Source organism: Butyricicoccus sp. AM78-15b2TA, from assembly GCF_027665985.1.
Classification (GTDB): Bacteria; Bacillota; Clostridia; order Oscillospirales; family Butyricicoccaceae; genus Agathobaculum; species Agathobaculum butyriciproducens.
Genome location: NZ_JAQEHY010000016.1, coordinates 39,438 through 54,049 on the forward strand (window position 1 = coordinate 39,438; position 14,612 = coordinate 54,049).

Annotated in this window: 14 protein-coding genes and 1 tRNA gene; 7 read left to right on the forward strand and 8 right to left on the reverse strand. The window is 54.8% G+C overall.

The annotated features are described in order from the left end of the window. Window positions 1-34: 34 nt before the first annotated feature. Window positions 35-2,164 (reverse strand): polyphosphate kinase 1, encoded by a 2,130-nt coding sequence (ppk1, locus tag PGS25_RS12985; protein WP_270418984.1) that lies wholly within the window; start codon window positions 2,162-2,164, stop codon window positions 35-37. Between the two features lie 189 nt (window positions 2,165-2,353). Between ppk1 and PGS25_RS12990 the strand changes: the two genes are divergently transcribed. Then, a complete protein-coding gene (locus PGS25_RS12990; RefSeq protein ID WP_117488381.1) occupies window positions 2,354-2,986 on the forward strand; it encodes an inorganic diphosphatase in 633 nt (210 codons plus the stop codon). Between the two features lie 153 nt (window positions 2,987-3,139). Here PGS25_RS12990 and PGS25_RS12995 read toward each other — a convergent pair. The 3 genes from PGS25_RS12995 to PGS25_RS13005 all read right to left on the reverse strand — a co-directional run bounded on the left by PGS25_RS12995 (window position 3,140) and on the right by PGS25_RS13005 (window position 5,566). Next, a tRNA-Gly gene (locus PGS25_RS12995) sits at window positions 3,140-3,213 on the reverse strand. Between the two features lie 385 nt (window positions 3,214-3,598). Then, entirely contained in the window at window positions 3,599-3,721 is a 123-nt protein-coding gene (locus PGS25_RS13000) for a hypothetical protein (RefSeq protein WP_256372144.1), read from the reverse strand. Window positions 3,722-3,922: 201 nt separating this feature from the next. Further along, window positions 3,923-5,566 carry a SulP family inorganic anion transporter gene (locus PGS25_RS13005; RefSeq protein WP_270418987.1) on the reverse strand — a complete coding sequence of 548 codons (1,644 nt, stop codon included), beginning with the start codon at window positions 5,564-5,566 and terminating at the stop codon, window positions 3,923-3,925. Between the two features lie 307 nt (window positions 5,567-5,873). Here PGS25_RS13005 and PGS25_RS13010 point away from each other — a divergent pair, with 307 nt between their 5' ends. Continuing rightward, window positions 5,874-6,371 carry a GreA/GreB family elongation factor gene (locus PGS25_RS13010; RefSeq protein ID WP_110436066.1) on the forward strand — a complete coding sequence of 166 codons (498 nt, stop codon included), beginning with the start codon at window positions 5,874-5,876 and terminating at the stop codon, window positions 6,369-6,371. A 258-nt stretch (window positions 6,372-6,629) separates the two neighbouring features. Here PGS25_RS13010 and PGS25_RS13015 read toward each other — a convergent pair whose 3' ends face one another. Genes PGS25_RS13015 through PGS25_RS13025 form a run of 3 tightly spaced genes read right to left on the reverse strand, consistent with a single transcriptional unit; the run spans window position 6,630 to window position 7,527 of the window. Further along, window positions 6,630-6,869, reverse strand: a complete 240-nt coding sequence (locus PGS25_RS13015; RefSeq protein WP_118360973.1) for a hypothetical protein — start codon at window positions 6,867-6,869, stop codon at window positions 6,630-6,632. A 13-nt stretch (window positions 6,870-6,882) separates the two neighbouring features. Next, complete coding sequence (locus PGS25_RS13020; protein ID WP_270418989.1) at window positions 6,883-7,248, reverse strand: hypothetical protein; 366 nt, start codon at window positions 7,246-7,248, stop codon at window positions 6,883-6,885. 12 nt (window positions 7,249-7,260) lie between these two features. Next, the gene (locus tag PGS25_RS13025) at window positions 7,261-7,527 is read right to left on the reverse strand and encodes a hypothetical protein (protein WP_118729698.1); all 267 of its coding nucleotides are present in this window, start codon (window positions 7,525-7,527) and stop codon (window positions 7,261-7,263) included. A gap of 172 nt (window positions 7,528-7,699) precedes the next feature. Between PGS25_RS13025 and PGS25_RS13030 the strand changes: the two genes are divergently transcribed. The 5 genes from PGS25_RS13030 to PGS25_RS13050 all read left to right on the forward strand — a co-directional run bounded on the left by PGS25_RS13030 (window position 7,700) and on the right by PGS25_RS13050 (window position 13,283). Then, complete coding sequence (locus PGS25_RS13030) at window positions 7,700-8,206, forward strand: metallophosphoesterase family protein (protein ID WP_270418991.1); 507 nt, start codon at window positions 7,700-7,702, stop codon at window positions 8,204-8,206. Window positions 8,207-8,232: 26 nt separating this feature from the next. Then, window positions 8,233-9,078 (forward strand): type III pantothenate kinase, encoded by an 846-nt coding sequence (locus tag PGS25_RS13035; RefSeq protein ID WP_118564595.1) that lies wholly within the window; start codon window positions 8,233-8,235, stop codon window positions 9,076-9,078. Between the two features lie 322 nt (window positions 9,079-9,400). Beyond that, the gene (locus PGS25_RS13040; protein ID WP_270418993.1) at window positions 9,401-11,323 is read left to right on the forward strand and encodes an aconitate hydratase; all 1,923 of its coding nucleotides are present in this window, start codon (window positions 9,401-9,403) and stop codon (window positions 11,321-11,323) included. A gap of 106 nt (window positions 11,324-11,429) precedes the next feature. Then, window positions 11,430-12,587 carry an isocitrate/isopropylmalate family dehydrogenase gene (locus PGS25_RS13045; RefSeq protein ID WP_270418995.1) on the forward strand — a complete coding sequence of 386 codons (1,158 nt, stop codon included), beginning with the start codon at window positions 11,430-11,432 and terminating at the stop codon, window positions 12,585-12,587. A 39-nt stretch (window positions 12,588-12,626) separates the two neighbouring features. After that, complete coding sequence (locus tag PGS25_RS13050; RefSeq protein ID WP_270418997.1) at window positions 12,627-13,283, forward strand: redox-sensing transcriptional repressor Rex; 657 nt, start codon at window positions 12,627-12,629, stop codon at window positions 13,281-13,283. 75 nt (window positions 13,284-13,358) lie between these two features. Here the strand turns inward: PGS25_RS13050 and metA are convergent, their stop codons facing one another. Continuing rightward, window positions 13,359-14,273 (reverse strand): homoserine O-acetyltransferase MetA, encoded by a 915-nt coding sequence (gene metA, locus PGS25_RS13055; protein WP_118360959.1) that lies wholly within the window; start codon window positions 14,271-14,273, stop codon window positions 13,359-13,361. Window positions 14,274-14,612: the final 339 nt, after the last annotated feature.

Genomic DNA, 14,612 nt, shown 5'->3' on the forward strand with positions numbered 1-14,612 from the left:
GTCGGGAAAGCGAAGTTTTCGACAGTCCGTTTGTTCAGGAACCGGAGAACCATTTTCGGATTCTCTCGAGGAAAACCGGATGCGGCGCAGGCTGTGCGGCCTGCTTGCGGGCGTTCTCAATGGCCTGCTGCATAAGCAGATCCTGTGCGCAGATGGGGTCCTGAACGGCAGGCTTTTTGCAGTAGGTGCCGTCCGGCTGCAGCACACGCGCCTTGACAGTATCGTGCTGCATGGCATAGAGAATATCATGCAGGCGGGCGCGGACGGCAGGATTGTCGATCGGACAGGCAATTTCAACGCGGCGTTCGGTGTTGCGTGTCATCAGATCGGCGGAGGAGATATACATTTTTTCCTCGTCACCGCGGCCGAACACATAAATGCGGGAATGCTCAAGAAAACGTCCGACAATGCTCGTCACTGTGATGTTCTCGGTGTGGACCGGCACACCGGGCAGCAGGCAGCAGATGCCGCGCACGATCATCTCGACTGTGACGCCTGCGCAGGATGCCTCCCGCAGCTTGGCGATTACATCGATATCGGTCAGCGAATTGAACTTAAGCAGGATGTAACCGTCCTTGCCTTTGGCAATCTGCTTGTCCATCAGAGCCAGAATGTTGTTTTTCAGGCTGGTCGGCGCGACGAACAGGCGATTGTAGCGTCCGGACAGGTTGCCGAGTGCCATGTTGTTGAAGAACGCGCCTGCGTCCTGACCGATCCGCTCATCCGCCGTGATGAGCGACACGTCCGTGTATTGCTTGGCGGTTTTCTCGTTGTAGTTGCCGGTGCCGACCTGCGTAATATGGCGGACGGCTCCGCGTTCTCTGCGGGTGATCAGGCAGATCTTGGAGTGCACCTTGTAATCCTCAAAGCCGTAAATGATCTTGCAGCCGGCTTCTTCCATGCGCTCGGACCAGTCGATGTTGTTCTGCTCGTCAAAGCGCGCGCGCAGCTCGATGAGTGCGGTAACGTCCTTGCCGTTTTCGGCGGCAGCACACAGGTATTCGACCAGCTTTGCCTTGCTTGCCAGCCGGTAAATCGTGATGCGGATCGCCAGTACAGCCGGGTCGTTTGCCGCTTCGCGAATCATCTGCAGGAACGGCTCCATGCTCTCATACGGATAGGACAGCAGAATATCCCGCTGCAGAGCGGCCTTGAGCAGACTCTGACCGGCAGACAGCATAGCCGGCTGCTGCGGCGTGAAGGGCGCGTCGCTGAGAAACGCACGCTTTTTTTCCGGCAGGTGTCCGCCGAGCAAGAACGCATATCCGAGCTTGAGCGGTGCTGTGCGCGACAGGAAAATCTGTGCATCGCTGACCTCAAAGCGGCTGCGGAAGTGCTCCTTGAAGTGGTTGCTGATGGGACGGTTGATTTCCACGCGCACGACAGCCATACGGCGGCGCTGCCGCAGCAGCTTTTCCATCTTTTTGCGAAAATCTCCGCCTTCTACGCCGAAGGTCTCGTCGTCCACCTGAATATCCGCATTGCGGGTAACGCAGAGCACGGTCTTTTCAAGTACATCGTACATCTCGAACACATGGTCAGCGTAGGCGAGCAGAATGTCCTCGGTGGGAATATAGCGCGACGGTGTCTCCGGCAGGAACACAACCGGCGGCAGCGATGCGGGCACGGGCAGCAGACCGAGCCGCTCGGTTTTCTTGTGGCTGAGCAGCGCGGCAATATGCAGCACCTTGCCCTCAAGGTGCGGGAACGGATGGTGCGAGTCCACAATCTGCGGCGAGAGAACCGGCGCAATGATATCCTTGAAATACCGCTTGATGTATTTCTGTTCGTCCGGCGCAAGCGAATCCATTGTCAGTCGGCGCAGACCGATCACACTCAGTTTGCTGTCCACATCGGAGAACGCCGCATCACGACGTGCATAGAGCGGCACAACCGCCTTGTAGATCAGATGCAGCTGCTCTTTGGCGGTCAGACCGGATTTACTGTCGGTATGCTCCTTGTCCACGGCGGCCATGTCGCACAGGCTGCCGACACGGATCATGAAGAACTCATCCAGATTACTGGTAAAGATTGCGAGGAATTTGAAACGCTCGAGCAGAGGCACGTTCTCATCCTCCGCCTCGGCGAGCACGCGGGCGTTGAACTGCAGCCACGAAAGCTCACGGTTCTGGGTGTAGCCTTGTTCCCAAATCTTCTGTGTCATATCATATCCCCCTTCGTGCTGGCATATGCCGTCATTTTATAGTTACTATTATACTGCGCTTTTGTAAAGGAACAATGTGTTTCATGTAAAATGTATAAAAGTTTCTTTCGTCCGCAGGTCTTGCGGGAAATGAAAAGCTCTGTTATACTGGATATAAAATAAGAAGAAAGAGGGAGAAAATCAGATATGATCAACATCTGGCATGACATTGATCCGAGTCGCGTAACGCCGGAGAGCTTTACGGCAGTCATTGAAATTCCGGCAGGCAGCAAGAAAAAGTATGAGCTGGACAAGCAGACCGGTCTGCTGCGGCTGGATCGTATTCTGTATACTTCAACGCATTATCCGGCAAATTACGGCTTTATTCCGCGCACTTATGCGGGTGACGGCGATCCGCTGGATGTGCTCGTGCTGTGCAGTGAAACGCTTGACCCGATGGTCGAGGTGGACTGCTATCCGATCGGCGTGATCCGCATGATTGATGATGATGAGATCGACGATAAGATCATCGCCATTCCGTTCGAGGATCCGAACTGGAACTATTATCATGATATCGACCAGCTGCCGCCGCATCACGGCAACGAGATCGCGCATTTCTTCGAGATTTACAAGAGTCTGGAGCACAAGTACACCGCAACATCGGACGCGCTGACGCGCTCGGTAGCGGTCAAGGTGATCAAGGAATGTATCGAGCGATATGAGGTTCATTACTGCGGCAAGTGTCCGAGTAAGGAGTATGAGTCGGAGAAAAAGCGCCTCAAGGAAGAAAAGAAGGAAGCCAAGGAGAAGGAAAAGCTCATTAAGGATATCCGCAAAGGCTAAGTACATAAAGCTGAGGACAGCTTTCGCATCAACGAGCGGCGTGACACGGGTCTCTCCGAGGAGCTTCTCTTGCTCTTTGGGCGAAACCGTGCGTTTGATTCGGCATCCGTTATATAAAAAAACACAGCCATCCATTTGGATGGCTGTGTTTTTTGGAGCAGGGTACGGGAATCGAACCCGCCTCTGTGGCTTGGGAAGCGACCGTTCTACCGATGAACTAACCCTGCAGACAACAGTATTATTGTAAAGGTCTGACGGACTTTTGTCAAGTGTCCGGACGGGGAATACGTGGTGTTTTCACCGCCCAAACCGGAAAAAAGACCGCTGTACAATCATACAGCGGTCTCAGTCTGTCGAAAAAGCAGCATTTCAACTCTTGTGCTTTGTGCGGCAGCACGCATAAAATAGAATTTGCGGAGCAAATTCATAAATTCCGGGGGCGTGTACCTCGGAATTTATACAAGGGAAGAAAAAATGTGCCTGCAAGGCGCGGTTTTTCTTCGAAATTCGATCGAAAGCGTGGTTTCGATCGAGAGGCTGCTCGGAAAACGTTAGTTTTTCGACAGCCTCAGACCGCTGTACAATCATACAGCGGTCTTTCTATTGTTTATTTTACTTGCGGGTCTTGGAGAAATCGCGGCAAGCCGTGCTGCCTCTCCAGGAGTAGCTGGGGTTCTGCATAAACATGGATTCAGCGATCGTACCGAGCGTGCGGATGTAATTCTTCTTAGTCATGATAATGAGCCTCCTTTAATCCGTCTTCTGACGGGTGCTGCTAACATTTTTTCTGTTCTTTCTGATTACGATATTAGTATAGCGCATTTCAGAAAAAACGCAAGACGCAATTTCGTTATATTGCATTAAAACAGTGAAAAGAATTTATGCAATATCCATAAAAGAAAAGGCGTATGCCTCAAACATACGCCTTGTGCATTGTTACTTTTTGCCAGTATACGGACGAAGATCCAGCAGAGCACGTTCCACACTCCAGTAGAAGCCCTGTTCACCGACCATATCATAAATACCGGAGCGGTGCATCATATTCATGGCACTGCTCGGCAGGCCGCACAGTACGATATCCACGCCGTTTTCGTGCAGCGAACGAAGAATATCCATCAGCGCCTGTGCCGCCGAAATATCAATATACGGCACGCCGCGCATGGACAGCAGCAGCGTATCACAGGTGCCGACACGCTCGGTCAGCTGCTCGATGGTATCGATGTTGGCGAAGATCAGCGGACCGGTGATGTAAGCGACCATTGCGTTGCGGTAACGTTCACTCAGCGCCTCGTCGTTGTTCTTGATACGAGACATGTCAACACGCTCGTAGTTGATCTGCAGCTTGGATAGACGGGCAACCATCAGGATCAGGCCGAGACCGACACCGACTACGATCGCAACCGTCAGATCGAATACGATGGTGCAGATCATGGTGACGATAAATTTCGCCATGGCACCCTTGAAACGGTGGCTGAACATGTACTTGATGGCGTGCCACTCGTTCATGCGCCATGCAGTGACCATCAGCACGCCTGCCAGACCGGCCAGCGGCACATTCTGAATGACCGGCGCGAGCAGAAACATCATGATCAGCAGACCGACCGCATGGAAGATGCCGGTCAGACGGGTCTGCGCACCCGAGCGAACCGCTACCGAGGTACGCGCCAGAGCGGCAGTCGCCGGAATGCCGCCGAACATCGGCAGCACCATGTTGCCGACGCCCTGTGCGAACAGCTCCTGATCGTTGTTGAGCTTGACGCCGGTCGCGCGGCCGGCAGACGCACCGCACAGCAGGCTTTCGAGCATGTTCAGCACCGCGATGGAGAATGCCGGTGCCAGCAGAGCAGGAACCGTGTTCCAGTCAATCTGTGCCGGAGACAGACGATCCGGCAGCATGAGCGTTTTCGGAATCTCGCCGACGGTTGCTATATCGAGTTTCAGAATCATCGTTGCCGCAGTTGCGATGATAATGCCGATGAGCGAGGCCGGTACGACCGCGTTCCACTTTTTCGGGAAGAACACCATCAGCAGAACGACAAAAAGCGCGATCAGCGTGGTAGCAATATCCGGATGAAAGCCGAGATCCTTATACGAGATGATCTTCGCAATCGCACTGGCCCCTTCCGAGTGCGTGCCGAAGAAGTTGTCGATCTGCCCCATTGCGATGATGACCGCAATACCCGAGGTAAAACCGGTGATAACCGGCGCGGGTACGAAGGCGGTCAGGTTGCCGAGGTGCAGCACAGCCGCAAGGATGAGCAGCGCACCGGCGAGAAAGGTTGCCACGAACATGCCCTGCATGCCGTAGGTCGCGATCAGCGAGCCGAGAATGGCTGCCATCGCACCGGTCGGACCGGAAATCTGATAATAGCCGCCGGTCAGCGCCGAAATGATAAGACCGGAAACAATCGCCGTAACCAGGCCGCAGGCCGCTGTTGCACCGGCCGATACGCCGAACGCCAGTGCCAGAGGCAGCGCCACTGCCGCAACGGTCAGACCAGCCATCAGGTCCTTGGCCAGCTTTTGCCCGTTGTAGCCCTTGAATTCCTGCTGAAGCTGCCGCAAAAATGCAGTTCCCATGATGTTTTTATTCCCCTTTTCGTGATTCTCCCGTACACAGCAAAAAAGCAGGGCGGCCAACGGAAAACGTCAGCACCCTGCTTTGTGGTGTACAGGCGTATAGCAACAGTATATCATATAGAAAACGATACAGCAAATAAAAATGGCAGAAAAATAGAAAATTGTGCAAAATGTTGAACATTCTACGCGGTTAACACGTGAAGTTGACCATGCGGAAATTTGACGGGAGGACAGGCGTTGCAAAATTCCGCTAAACAGCATATAATCTAAGGCATGAGCATGGAAGCATGAAAGGAAATGAAAAGCTATGCATGACGATCTGACCGCACAGGACATTGAAATGATGCAGAAGGAACTGGACCATCGCAAGCTGGAGCTGATGCCCGAGCTGATCGAGGAGGTCAAGCGCACACGCGCGTTCGGTGACCTGAGTGAAAATTTTGAATACAAAGCCGCCAAGCAGGCGCAGAACCGCAACCGCAGCCGCATCCGCTATCTGGAGCGCATGATTAAATCCGCGCATGTGATTGAGGATAAAGCGGGCGCGGATGAGGTCGGTCTGTTCGATAAGGTGGAGCTGCTGTTTGAGGACGATGATGACACGGATACCATTCAGGTGGTAACGACCGTGCGGTGTGATCCACTGAACGGCAGAATCAGCTGCAAAGCACCGCTCGGTAAGGCGGTGCTCGGCAAAAAGGTCGGTGACCAGGTGGATGTCACCACTGAGGAGGGCGACAGCTATACCGTTGTGATCAAGTCCATCACCAAGGAGAAGGATGATGGGTCGGGACCTATTTTGTAATTGAAAATGGAGAATGGAAAATGAATGTGCGCACCGAAGGCGCGGATTAAGGCAATACCGCATAATGGAACAAGAGCGATTTGCGAATAAATTCTGCGTACTGATGAGGCACGGTTTCTTGCAATACTTGCCGTATTGCAAGAAATCTCGGCAGCGCGGACGGAACTTGCGCAAGGATAGCGCTCATTCTCAATTATAGCACGCGAATGCAATAAAAAACTGCTGCACATCAACCGTGCGGCAGTTTTTTTCATGTACTCACAGCCCAAACAGGAGCAGGGCGGCGGTGAGCAGAAACTGTTCCCAATCCACCACGCCGTCATCGTCCATTAGCAGGAACCACACGATGAGCAGGGCGATCATAGTATCCATATCCAGCCGGACACCCTGCAGACGCTCATTCAGCGTGCGTCCGAGACCGGAAAAGGTGCTGCTCTGCGGCGGCTCGTTTGTTTCCGGTGCGGTCTGCTCTGCGGCAGCAAGATAGCGGTTATACATGGGTCAGCACCTCCTATAAGGCTCGCGGCGCGGTATCGTCTGCAGAGCGGTTCACCTGTCCGAGCGCCGCTCGAGCCATCCGAGCCATGCTGACGAGACGGAGGGCACGGTCGAACTGGCCGGAAACCTCCTCGGCGACGAACGGCTTGAGCGCACCGAGCAGTGCGCGTTTTTCCGGTTTTACGGCATTCTGTCCGCTCTGCGCGATCGCGCCGATGACCGGAAGCGCCTTCTGCATCATTTCGGAGGCCGGATCGTAGGTGCTCTGCGGCTCTGCCTGTGCGGACGGCTGACCGCCGAGCAGATCGGACACGGTTTTCATCGCGTTTTGCAGTGTCTCCGGGTCGCTCAGCAGCGAGGAAAGCATATCGTTTTCCATCCAAACGCCTCCTTATTTGCCGAAAATGTGCCGCAGCTGAGCAGCAAGCCGCGCACCCTCGGGTGTCTGCATGAGTTTTTGCGCTGCCTGTGCTGCGCTGCGCATGTCACCTCTTTGCGCGGCTTTTGCGGCCTGTTCCAGCTCAGCGGCATGCTGTGCGGACAGCTGCTCGACCGCACGTCTGCCGTCTGCGGTGCCGAGCGCACCGGAAAGCCGTTCGAGCGCCGCGTCTCCACCGGCCTGTGCCGCAAGTCTGCGGAGCAGTTCGTTCTGATTCATTCGCGTCCCGTCCTCTCTCATAAGAAGTTGTTTCATGACAGTATATGCCGCCGGGGGGAGAAGTGTGTGCACAGGGAAATAAATTGTGGCTGATCGCAAGAAAATTACTTTACATCGCGGGATACTCGGTGTAAAATACAGCTATATGTGCGGCGCAGAGAGAGGGAACAACATGAAAGTGCTGATATTTGCAGATTCCCACGGCTATAACATGGCAATGGCCTTTGCGGTAGACAGGGAAGAACCGGATGCGGTCATTCACTTAGGCGATCATGCCGAGGATGCTCGCGAGATCGAGCGCGTGTTCCCGGCCATGCCGATCTACCGCGTGCGGGGCAACAACGATTTTGACCCCGATGTGCCGCTGAATGCGGTTGTGACACCGGGCGGCGTGCGGATTTATATCACGCACGGCCACCGTGAGCGTGTCGGCATGCTGTCGAGCGGCATTGTGCCGCAGCGGGCTTACGAGGAGCACTGCGCGCTTGCTTTTTTCGGGCATACGCACCGCATGATGCTCGAGCGGGAGAACGGCGTGTGGGTATGCAATCCGGGCAGCATCAGTCTGCCGCGCGGCGGTCCGGCCAGCTATGCTCGGCTGACTGTCGAGAACGGACGGGCTACGCTGCTCGAGCTGGTCGATGAGGACGGCAGTCTGCTGCGAAAAGAGCGTCTGTAAGAGAAATAGAAAATTAGGAGAACATTATGCTTTTAGCAATCGACGTAGGCAACACCAACATGGTGTTCGGTTTATATGACGGAGACAAGCTGCGCGGCTCGTTCCGCATTTCCACCAATTCTGAGCGCACCTCGGATGAGCTGGGCATGCTGATCGCGCAGTATTATCACTTCCACGATATCGCCTGTGCGGATACGACTGCGGTCGTTATCGCGTCGGTCGTGCCGCCGGTGATGTATACGCTGATCAATGCCATCCGCAAGTATCTGTTTGTGCAGCCGGTCATTGCGGGCCGCGATGCGGATATCGGCATTGAAAACTGCTATGCCAACCCGCGCGAGGTCGGTGCGGACCGACTGGTCAACGCGGTTTCTGCGGTTCGCAAGTACGGCAAGCCGCTCATCATCGTGGATATCGGCACGGCGACCACCTTTGACGCCATCGACGAGAACGGCGCGTATCAGGGCGGCGCGATTTTCCCGGGTCTGAAGGTGGCGATGGAAGCGCTGTTCCTCAAGGCCTCCAAGCTGCCGCGCGTGGACATTGAGCGGCCGGAGAATGCCATCGGCAAGACCACTGTGCAGTCCATGCAGTCCGGTGCGGTGCGCGGCTATGTCGGCGCGCTGACCGGCATCATCACGGATATCCAGAAGGAACTGGGCGGCAAGGCAAGAGTAGTCGCTACCGGCGGCATGGGCCGCATGATGGCGGAATACTGCGACCTCATCGACGATGTGGACCCGAACCTGACGCTCGAGGGTCTGCGTCTCATCTACGAGAACAACCGCGAAGCGTTTGAAAACCGCAAGCTGGATATGACCAGCAGCGTCATCGAAGTGACCGAGGAAGGTACATGGCAGGAGAACAAGTGAGTTGAGCTGCTGCGAAACCGCTTTTTCGACAAATACAAGTGACTTTCTGACGAAAACAGTAATTCTGCTGAAAAAACGCAGAAAAAGGCTTGAACTTTTTCAAATCACTGCGGTGAAAAGTGCTTTGCAAAACCGATAGAATGTTGTAAAATAGAAGTGGTTTCGTGTATGCGAACACCACTTCTATTTTTGTTTTTTGGGGCACGGTGCGAGCTGCACCGTGGAGAAGGCTGTGGAAGCCGCAACCACCCATTCTGACGAGAATGGGGCGCGAAAGCGAAAGACTTTCGCGTCGGGACATAAAGGAGCGAAGGAAACACACATGGGTATGACAATCGCGCAGAAGATTTTGAAAGCGCACTTGGTAGACGGCGAAATGGCACTGGGTCAGGAGATCGGCCTTAAGATCGATCAGACGCTGACGCAGGATGCCACCGGCACGATGGCTTATCTCCAGTTTGAGGCGATGGGCGTCGATCAGGTCAAGACCGAGCGCTCGGTCGCTTACATTGACCACAATACCCTGCAGTCCGGCTTCGAGAATGCGGACGACCACAAATATATCGGTTCTGTCGCTAAGAAGCACGGTATCTACTATTCGAAGGCAGGCAACGGCATCTGCCATCAGGTGCATCTGGAGCGCTTCGGCGCACCGGGCAAGACCCTGATCGGCTCGGACAGCCATACGCCGACCGGCGGCGGCATCGGCATGCTGGCGTTCGGTGCCGGCGGCCTGGACGTTGCAGTCGCAATGGGCGGCGGCGCGTACTACATCCCGATGCCGAAGATGGTCCGCGTCAACCTGACCGGCAAGCTGTCGCCGTGGGTATCTGCGAAGGACGTTATCTTGGACGTACTGCGCCAGATGACCGTCAAGGGCGGTGTCGGCAAGATCGTAGAGTACGCAGGCGAGGGCGTAAAGACCCTGTCCGTACCGGAGCGCGCCACCATCACCAATATGGGCGCTGAGCTGGGTGCTACCACCTCGATCTTCCCGTCCGACGAGGCAACCAAGAAGTTCCTCGAAGCACAGGGCCGCGGCGACGTATGGGTACCGCTGTCCTCCGACCCGGACGCAGAGTATGACGAGGAGTACACCGTAGACCTGTCCGCACTCGAGCCGCTGGCAGCTATGCCGCACATGCCGGATAACGTCAAGAAGGTATCCGAGATCGGCGAGATCAAGGTAAACCAGTGCTGCATCGGTTCGTGCACCAACTCCTCCTACTACGACATGATGAAGGTCGCTTCCATCCTCAAGGGCAAGACCGTAAGCCCGGAGGTTTCGCTGACCATCAGCCCCGGTTCCAAGCAGGTATTCAATATGCTGGCGCAGAACGGCGCTCTGGCAGATATCATCTCTGCAGGCGCTCGTATCCTGGAGTGCGCATGCGGTCCCTGCATTGGCATGGGTCAGTCGCCGGAGTCTGGCGGCGTATCGCTGCGTACCTTCAACCGCAACTTTGAGGGCCGTTCCGGCACCCAGGATGCACAGATCTTCCTCGTATCTCCGGAGGTTGCAGCAGCGTCGGCACTGACCGGTGTGCTGACCGATCCGCGCACCCTCGGTGAGATGCCGGAGATCGAAATGCCCGAGCATTTCACCATCAATGATAACATGATCGTAAAGCCGGCCGAGAATCCGGCTGAGGTTGAGGTCGTTCGCGGTCCGAACATCAAGCCGTTCCCGCTGGGCAAGGCGCTCGAGGCATCCTACACCGGCAAGGTCGTTCTCAAGACCGAGGACAACATCACCACCGACCACATCCTGCCGGCCGGTGCAAAGCTGCTGCCGTACCGCTCGAACGTGCCGTACTACTCCAACTACTGCTTCATCAACGTCGATCCGGAGTTCCCGTCCCGCTGCAAGGAGCAGGGCGGCGGCGTGATTGTCGGCGGCGCAAACTACGGTCAGGGCTCGTCCCGTGAGCATGCAGCGCTCGTTCCGCTGTATCTGGGCGTAAAGGCCGTACTGTGCAAGTCCTTCGCACGAATTCACAAGGCAAATCTGGTCAACTCCGGTATCATCCCGCTGACCTTTGCCGATCCGGCGGATTACGATGCAATCAATCTGCTGGATGAAATCTCTCTGCCGAACGTGCTCGAGGAAGTGAAGAACGGCAAGCAGGTCACCGTTGTTTGCGGCGGCAAGACCTTCAAGGCCGACTGTGAGGTTTCCGAGCGCCAGCGTCACGCACTGCTTGCAGGCGGTACGCTGCTGTACGCACGTCAGCAGAGCAAGTAAGTCAAGACGTTATGCCGGCCGGAGAGCCAAGCGGGTTCTCTGGTCGGACTTGACAGGCATATTTTCTTTTGTTAAAATAATATCAATGGTGTAGGAGGACAAAACCATGTCTATCGACCAGTCTGTTCTGGATAAATTTGAGGCAGTTGTAGAGAGCCAGCGCAAGCGTATCATGGATATGAAGGAGCAGGACGATTTTATTGATTACTCCAAGCTGGACAAGCTGATCATCGGCGTGTGCGGCGGCGACGGCATCGGCCCGATGATCACCGGCATGGCCCAGCATGCGCTGGAGGTTCTGCTGGCAGACAAGGTAAAGGCCGGCAAGGTGGAGTTCCGCGTGATCGACGGTCTGACCATCGAGCGCCGTGCCGAGCTCGGCTGCGCAATCCCGCCCGACGTTATGGAAGAGCTGAAGAAGTGCCACGTTATCCTGAAGGGCCCCACCACGACTCCGCGCAAGGGTGATCCGTGGCCGAACGTAGAGTCCGCGAACGTTGCAATGCGTAAGGGTCTCGACCTGTTTGCCAACGTGCGCCCGGTAAAGGTGCCTGAGCTGGGTATCGACTGGACGTTCTACCGCGAGAACACCGAGGGCGGCTATGCTGTCGGTTCGCAGGGAGTACAGATCGACGACGATCTGTTCATCGACTTTACCGTAGCTACCTCGCAGGGCTGCGAGCGTATCGCTCGTCTGGCCTTCGACTATGCACGCAAGACCGGCAAGAATCGTGTTTCCTGCGTCACCAAGGCGAATATCATCAAAACCACCGACGGCAAGTTCCTCGATACCTGCCAGAAGGTAGCTAAGGAGTATCCGGAAGTACAGTTTGATGACTGGTACATCGACATCATGACCGCAAAGCTGCTCGACGACAAGCGCCGCCGTGACTTTAAGGTCGTTGTACTGCCGAACCTGTACGGCGACATCATCACCGACGAGGCCGCTGAGATCCAGGGTGGTGTCGGCACGGCAGGCTCTGCCAATATCGGCAAGCGCTATGCGATGTTCGAGGCAATTCATGGCTCTGCGCCGCGTATGGTACAGGAAGGCCGTGCAAAGTACGCGGATCCGTCCTCCGTACTGCGTGCAGCTGTTATGCTGCTTGAGCACATCGGTGAAATCGAACTGGCAAAGAAGCTCGACCGCGCACTTGATATCTGCATGGTAGAGGAGCACAAGGTTGTTGTTACCGGTCGTGATACCGGTGCAACCGCACAGGAATTTACCGATTATGTGCTGGATACCATCGCTAAGCTGTAATTTACACGAGAAATAGAATTTGAGAGAGGGAGAGGGTCTGTGGAACACAAGCAAGAGGTTTCCAAAGCGGTAATTCAGCGATTGCCTCGCTATTATCGGAATATTTGTGAGCTGAAGGCTGAAGGGGAGCAGCGTATCTCCTCCAAAGCACTGGCAGAGCGCATGGGACTGACCGCTTCGCAGATTCGTCAGGACTTTAACTGCTTCGGCGGCTTTGGTCAGCAGGGCTACGGTTATAATATCGACAAACTGCAGGAGGAGCTGGGTGCGATCATGGGTCTGCGGACCGGCCGCACGGCGATTCTGCTGGGTGCCGGCAACCTCGGTCGTGCACTGCTTAATAACTTTAACTTTTCTGCCAGCGGCTTTGAGCTGCTGTGTGCGTTTGACGCAAATCCGCAGCTCATCGGTCAGCGCTTTGGCGGCCATGAGGTACGCAGCGCGGATACGCTTGCGGAGTTTATTGAGCGCAACAAGCCGGATGTGGCGGTGCTCACCATTCCGCGCGGAGATGCCCCGCGTATCGCACACGGTCTGGTAGAGCGCGGTATCCGCGGTCTGTGGAATTTCACCGGCGAGGACCTTCATTTGGAGGGACTGGGCGTTCCGGTCGAAAACGTGCATCTATCGGACAGCCTGATGACACTGTGCCATCTGGTCGGCGCAGCAGACGAGGAAAGAGAGCAGAACCTGTAAAACGAAAGGGAGTATCTTTTGATACTCCCTTTTTGTGCGAAAAAGCCGCTATCCAATGGATGAGCGGCTTTTGTGTTACATTTTGTCCAGATAATACGGTGTTGTCTGGTACACATAGTAGTTGACCCAGTTGGTGTAAAACAGGTTGGCATGTGCCTTCCAGGTCACCAGTACGTCCTCGTTGGGATCATCGTTGCGGAAGTAATGGCGCGGCACCTCCGGGTTCATGCCCTTAGCCAGATCACGCTCATACTCCTTTTTGAGCGTGTCGGCGTCGTACTCGCCGTGGCCCAGCACAAAGATCTGACGGCCGTTCATTGCCTCTACGATGTGCACACCGGCTTCGTGCGACTCCGCGAGAATGGTCAGACGATCGTTTTTGCGGATGTCGGCGGCACGCACCTCGGTGTGGCGCGAGTGCGGTGCGCAGAAGATATCATCAAAGCCGCGCAGCAGCGGCTCCTTCGGCAGCAGAACATGGTGCTTGAAAATACCGGACATTTTTTCGGGCAGCATGTACTTCGGAATACCGTAGTGATAATACAGACCGGCCTGCGCCCCCCAGCAGATGTGCAGCGTGGAATGAACGTGCGTTTTAGTCCAGTCCATGATCTCGGTCAGTTCCTTCCAGTATTCGACTTCCTCAAACGGCATGGTCTCTACCGGCGCACCGGTGATGATAAAACCGTCATATTTCTGGTCGCGGATATCGTCGAACGTCTTGTAGAAGGTGAGAAGATGATCCTCCGGCGTATTTTTGGAATGGTACGTTTCGGTCTGGATCAGATCGACCTCGATCTGGATCGGCGTGTTGGATAAACAGCGCAGGATCTGGGTTTCGGTAATGATTTTCAATGGCATCAGGTTGAGTAAACCGATGCGAAGAGGACGAATGTCCTGTGTCGCGGCACGGTGTTCGGTCATAACGAAAATGTTTTCGCTTTCCAATACGGCGCGTGCCGGCAGACTGTCGGCTATCTTGATAGGCAAGCCGACACCTCCTTTTTCTCTTCACAAATCTTTATATAATATATTCAGTATAGCAGATTTACGGCGGTATCTCAAGGGTTTGCATAAAATGCAGAAAAATGAAAAATAGTTATTGACAAAACAGGGGGACGATGGTATTCTAAATAGGTTGTTTTCAAACAGCGGTTCAGCGTACCAAAAAGAATTTGAAAAAAGTTCTTGACAAACGGTGAAAAGTTTGGTATTCTGAATAAGCTGTTTCGACAGCGGTCAAAATAGAATCGAGTCGATGAACGAAAATTGATTGAAAAATAAATCGAAAAAAGTTCTTGACAAACGCTTCTGGTTTTGATATACTAA

Coding starts and splice junctions, on each gene's coding strand:
- ppk1 (WP_270418984.1), bottom strand. CDS start 2,164: ATGACACAGAAGATTTGGGAACAAGGCTACACCCAGAACCGTGAGCTT.
- PGS25_RS13000 (WP_256372144.1), bottom strand. CDS start 3,721: ATGACTAAGAAGAATTACATCCGCACGCTCGGTACGATCGCTGAATCC.
- PGS25_RS13005 (WP_270418987.1), bottom strand. CDS start 5,566: ATGGGAACTGCATTTTTGCGGCAGCTTCAGCAGGAATTCAAGGGCTAC.
- PGS25_RS13010 (WP_110436066.1), top strand. CDS start 5,874: ATGCATGACGATCTGACCGCACAGGACATTGAAATGATGCAGAAGGAA.
- PGS25_RS13015 (WP_118360973.1), bottom strand. CDS start 6,869: ATGTATAACCGCTATCTTGCTGCCGCAGAGCAGACCGCACCGGAAACA.
- PGS25_RS13020 (WP_270418989.1), bottom strand. CDS start 7,248: ATGGAAAACGATATGCTTTCCTCGCTGCTGAGCGACCCGGAGACACTG.
- PGS25_RS13025 (WP_118729698.1), bottom strand. CDS start 7,527: ATGAATCAGAACGAACTGCTCCGCAGACTTGCGGCACAGGCCGGTGGA.
- PGS25_RS13030 (WP_270418991.1), top strand. CDS start 7,700: ATGAAAGTGCTGATATTTGCAGATTCCCACGGCTATAACATGGCAATG.
- PGS25_RS13035 (WP_118564595.1), top strand. CDS start 8,233: ATGCTTTTAGCAATCGACGTAGGCAACACCAACATGGTGTTCGGTTTA.
- PGS25_RS13040 (WP_270418993.1), top strand. CDS start 9,401: ATGGGTATGACAATCGCGCAGAAGATTTTGAAAGCGCACTTGGTAGAC.
- PGS25_RS13045 (WP_270418995.1), top strand. CDS start 11,430: ATGTCTATCGACCAGTCTGTTCTGGATAAATTTGAGGCAGTTGTAGAG.